The organism is Nonomuraea sp. NPDC001684, from assembly GCF_053596515.1.
This window is the reverse complement of record NZ_JBSFGJ010000583.1, coordinates 1-4,994: the sequence shown is the minus strand read 5'-3', so window position 1 is coordinate 4,994 and position 4,994 is coordinate 1. Positions and strand designations below refer to the sequence as shown.

Genomic DNA, 4,994 nt, shown 5'->3' with positions numbered 1-4,994 from the left:
CCCGCTCTGGACCCGGCCGCGGGACGGCTGCTGCACCTGGCCGTCCTGCGCCCCACCGCCGGGGACGACGTGCTGGTGCTGCGCCAGCATCACCTGGTCACCGACGGGGGCTCGGTGCGCTTCCTCATGCGCGACCTCGGCCGCTGCTACGCGGCCGCGCTGGCGGGCGGCGCACCGCCGCCGTGGGAGGGGCCGCAGTTCCGCGACGTCGCGGCGGCCGAACTCGCCGGGGACGACGAGGCCGCGCTCGCCCGTGCCGAACGGCGGCTCGCCGGCGCGCCGAGCACGATCCTGCGGCCGTCCGCACATCCCGGCGAGGAGCCCGTCACGGTTCCGCTGCCGCCGGTGCGGGGTGAGGAACTGCGCGCCGCCGGGCGGCGGCTGCGGGCCACCCCGTTCACGGTGGTGGCCGGTGCCGTGGCCGCCGCCCTGCACCGCTGGACCGGACGCGACGACGTCACCTTCGGCGTGCCCGCCGAGAACCGGGCCGACCCCGCGCTCGCCCAGGCCGTCGGGCCGTGCGTCAACCTGGTGGTCCTGCGGTCCCGCACCGGGCCGGCCGGCACGCCGGACGAGCTGGTCGCCGTCCTGCGTGACCAGGTCGCCGAAGCCGTCGACGACCAGCGGGTGCCCTACGAGCGGGTCGTGGCCCGGCTGCGACCGGCCCGGCGGCTGGACGCGGCGCCGTTCTGCGAGGTCCTGCTCACCTTCGAGACCGGCGACGCCGGCGAGCAGGCCGAGCTGGGCGGGCGCCCGTTGACCAGGATGCGCTTCCCCGAAATTCGGCCGCACGCCGCCCACCCCGTCATGATCACGGCCTGGGCGGACGCCGACGGCGGCCTGGACGGGACGATCACCTGCCGTGGCGGCCTGCTGGACGAAGGCGACGCGGCCCGCCTCGCCCGGCTCGTCGCCGCGGCCCTGGACGACCTCGCCCGGGGCCGGACCACTCCTCTGAGGCCCGGCGGCCCGCCGGCGGCCGCCCCGCCGCGCGCGGACGCGGGAGGCGCCGGCCGCCCGGGCGGGCCGACGGCGGCGCTGGAGGAGCACATCCTGGGCGTCTGGCGCGAGGTGTTACGCCGGCCGCGGATCGGCGTCGACGACAACTTCTTCGAGGCCGGCGGCGACTCCGGCCTGCTCACCCGCGTCCAGGTGCGGCTGGAGGACGAGCTCGGCGCCGAGGTGCCCGTGACGGTGTTCTTCGCCTGCCCGACCGTGCGCTCCCTCGCCGCCCGCCTGGCCGCGGACGGCGTGGCGGCGGCCGTCGAAGGAGGCGGGCATGCCTGACCTGATCGCCATCGTGGGCATGGCCTGCCGCTTCCCCGGCGCGGCTGACGTGCGGCAGTTCTGGCACAACCTGCGCACCGGCGCCGACACGATCGAGCGCCGCCCGGCGCCGCGCGGCGGTGCGGACGCGTCCGGCGACGGGTTCGTCGCGGCGTACGGCGTCATGCCGGGCGCGGCCCTGTTCGACTGGCGCTACTTCGGCTACAGCCGGGCCGAGGCCGCGTCCATGGATCCGCAGCAGCGGGTGTTCCTGGAGACGGCCTCGCTCGCGCTCGACGACGCCGCCCTCGACCCGGCCCGCTTCGACGGCGCGATCGGCGTCTTCGGCGGCTGCGACCCTCCTCTGGTCAAGGACGGCGCTCCGGAAACCGCCTGGGACAAGGACATGCTGGCCACCCGGGTCGCCTACAAACTCGGCCTGCGCGGACCCGCGATCACGGTGCAGTCGGCCTGCTCGACCTCGCTGCTGGCCGTGCACCTGGCGTGCCGGAGCCTGCGCGACGGCGAGTGCGACGTGGCGCTGGCCGGGGGCGTGCGCATCGGCATCCACCCGGAGGGCGGCTACCGGCACGCCGAGGGCGACGTGCTCTCGCCCGACGGCTACTGCCGGCCCTTCGACGCCGGGGCCCGCGGCACCGTGCCCGCCGACGGCGTGGGCGTCGTGGTGCTGAGGCGGCTGGCGGACGCCCTGCGCGAGCGGCACGAGATCGTCGCGGTCGTCCGCGGGTCGGCGGTCAACAACGACGGCGCCCGCAAGGTGGGCTTCACCGCTCCGTCCGTGCAGGGGCAGCGGGACGTGACGGCGCGCGCCCTCGACGCGGCGGGCGTCGATCCGGCCGAGGTGTCCTACGTCGAGGCGCACGGCACCGGGACCCGGCTCGGCGACCCCGTCGAGGTGGCGGCCCTGACCCAGGCGTTCCGCGCGCACACCGGGCGGACCGGGTTCTGCGGCCTCGGCTCGGTCAAGGGCAACATCGGGCACGCGGGCGCGGCGAGCGGCGTCGCGGGCCTCATCAAGACCGCGCTGATGCTCCGGCACGGGGAGATCGTCCCGAGCGTGCACTTCGAGCGCCCCAACCCGGACCTGGGCCTGGACGGCGGTCCCTTCCACGTCGCGACGGAGCGGCGGCCGTGGCCCGGCCCCGCGCTGGCCGGGGTGAGCTCGCTCGGCATGGGCGGGACCAACGTCCACGTCGTGCTCGCCTCACCGCCGGCGCTGACGGCGGGCCCGCCCCGTCCCGGGCCGCGGGTGCTGTGCCTGTCGGCGCACAGCGGGACTTCCCTGTCCGCCTATCGCAAGGACCTCGCCGACCGGCTCGGCGCCGCCGACGCCCCCTCGTTGCCGGACGCCGCCCGCACGCTGAGCCTCGGCCGCCGCGAACTGCCCCTGCGGCGGGCGGTGGTGGCGGAGACGCCGGAGGCGGCCGTCCGCGAGCTGGCCAGGGAGACCACTCCGCTGCGGGCGCGGGACGCCGGGCGGGTCGCGCTGCTGTTCCCCGGCCAGGGCGGTCCGCGGGCCGGCGGCGCCGCCGAGGCGCTGCGGGCCTGCCTGCCTGCCGTGCGGGAGGCCGGCGCGCGCGCCCGGACCGTCCTCGCCAAGCGGCTCGGGCTCGACCCGGACGTCCTGGGCCGGGACGGCGGCGACGACACGCTCGTCCAGCAGGTGAACCTGTTCGTGCTCGGCTACGGGATCGCGCGCCAGCTCATGGACTGGGGCCTGCGGCCGGTCGCCGCGCTGGGCTCCAGCCTGGGCGAGTACACCGCGGTGGCCGCCGCCGGGCTGTGGACGTTCGAGGACGCCCTGGTCCTGGTGGCGGCGCGCGCGACCGCGATGCGCGCCTGCCCGCCCGGCCGGATGCTGGCCGTCGATCTGCCGCTCGACCGGGTGGCGGAGGCGGTGCCCGGGTTCGGGCGGGACACCAGCCTGTCGGTGGCGGTCGAGGACGTCGGCCGTACGGTCCTGGCCGGCCCGCGAGAACGCGTCGAGCGGCTGCGCGCGGAGCTGGCGGCCGCCGCAGTGGCCCACGCGCCGCTGCGGACGGGCCACGCCTTCCATTCCCCGTCCATGCGCGCGGCCGCCGACGCGCTGTCGCGGGCCGTCGCCAGGACGCCCGTGCGGGGCGGCCTCGACTTCACCGTGCTGTCCGGCCTCACCGGCGAGCCCCTGGACGCCGGGACCGCGGCCGATCCCGGCTACTGGGTGGCGCAGCTGTGCGGCACCGTCCGGATGCGCGCCTGCGCGGGCAAGCTGCTGTCCGGCCCGGCCGAGCTGTTCGCCGAGCTGGGCGCGGGGACCGCGACGACGGCCTCCCTGCGGCGCCATCCGTTCTGGAACGCCGATCTCGCGGCCGTCGCCCTCCCCGGCCGCCACGGCACGGACAGGACCGGCGTGCTCGACGCGCTGGGCTCCCTGTGGGCCCACGGCGCCCCCGTGAACTGGACGGACGTGGACGTACCCGACCAAGACGCCCCAGACCGGGACGACCCCGGGGCCTGGCGGCGCCGCCCGCTCCCGGCTCCGCCGTTCGACCCGGTCACGCCGGACGACACCACCCTGCTCCCGCTGCCCCCGACCTCCCGCGACCGGCCGGACGCCTCCCGCACGTCCTTGGCGGACCTGTGGCGGGACGCGCTCGGCGTGGACGCGGTCTCCCCCGAGGACGACTTCTACCGGCTAGGCGGCGAGTCCCTGGGGCTGGTCCGGCTGGCCGCCGCCGCGCGGGAGCGACTGGGAACCGAGATCCCGGTCGGCGTCCTCGCCGAACGCCCCACCTTCGGCCACCTGCTCGACCTCGCCGAACGCCGCACCTTCGGGCAGCTGCTCGACCTCGCCGAACGGCCGTCCGCCGGCGACGGGCCGGACGCCGAGCCCACGCTCCTCGCCCGGGGCCCGTCGCCCGACCCGATCTTCCTGGTACCGCCCGCGTCGGGCAGCTCGCTCGCCTATCGGCCGCTGGCCGGCGCCCTGACCGGCCGGACCTGCCTCGCCTTCGACACCCCCGGGCTCGTCGCCGGGACCCGACACCCCGGCACGGTCGAGGCCCTGGCCGCCGGCCACGTACGACAGCTCCGGCGGGTACGGCCGGACGGGCGGCCCGTCGTCCTGCTCGGCTGGTCGATGGGGGCGGTCGTGGCCCACGAGATGGCCAGGCAACTGACCGGGGACGGTGACCCGGTCGCCCTCCTGATCTGCGTGGACGGGCATCCGCCACCAGGACCCGGCATCCCCGTGGGCGCCCACCCCCGCCACCTGGCCGACGCGCTGAGCCACCTGCGCCACCTGCGCCGTGCCCGCCGTGGCCCCGGCGGAGCCGCCGCCGGGGCCGCCACCGAGGCCGGGCAGCGCATCGCCGGACTCGTCGAGGCGTCCGGCGACGGGTTCGACCTCGCGGGCGTCTACCGCCGCAACCTGCGCGCGCTCCTCCTCCACCGCCCGCGCCCGGTGCCCTGCCCGGCGGTCGTCCTGCGGGCCGGCGCCTCGCCGCGCCGCTGCCGGTGGCTGGAACGGTGGCTCTCGTCCCTGTACCCGGCCGGCGTACGGGTGCGGCCGATCCCCGGGGACCACTGGAGCGTGCTGACCGACGAGGGGGCCGCCGCGATCGCCCGCGCCGTGCAGGACGTCCTGCCCCCGACCACGCGAGAGGTGAGCTGCCCATGAACGTGACCGTGCCCGACATGGTGTCGCGGATCGCCGCCGCCCATCCTGG

Annotated in this window: 2 protein-coding genes; both read left to right on the top strand. The window is 77.6% G+C overall.

Annotated elements, in window-relative coordinates; genetic code table 11:
• Positions 1-1,287 (top strand): condensation domain-containing protein (locus tag ACWCSD_RS47715; RefSeq protein ID WP_449925638.1); only part of this gene is annotated, 1,287 nt, incomplete at its 5' end.
• Positions 1,280-4,945, top strand: a complete 3,666-nt coding sequence (locus ACWCSD_RS47710) for a type I polyketide synthase (RefSeq protein ID WP_449925635.1) — start codon at positions 1,280-1,282, stop codon at positions 4,943-4,945. The genes ACWCSD_RS47715 and ACWCSD_RS47710, both read left to right, overlap by 8 nt.
• The last annotated feature ends 49 nt before the right edge of the window (positions 4,946-4,994 follow it).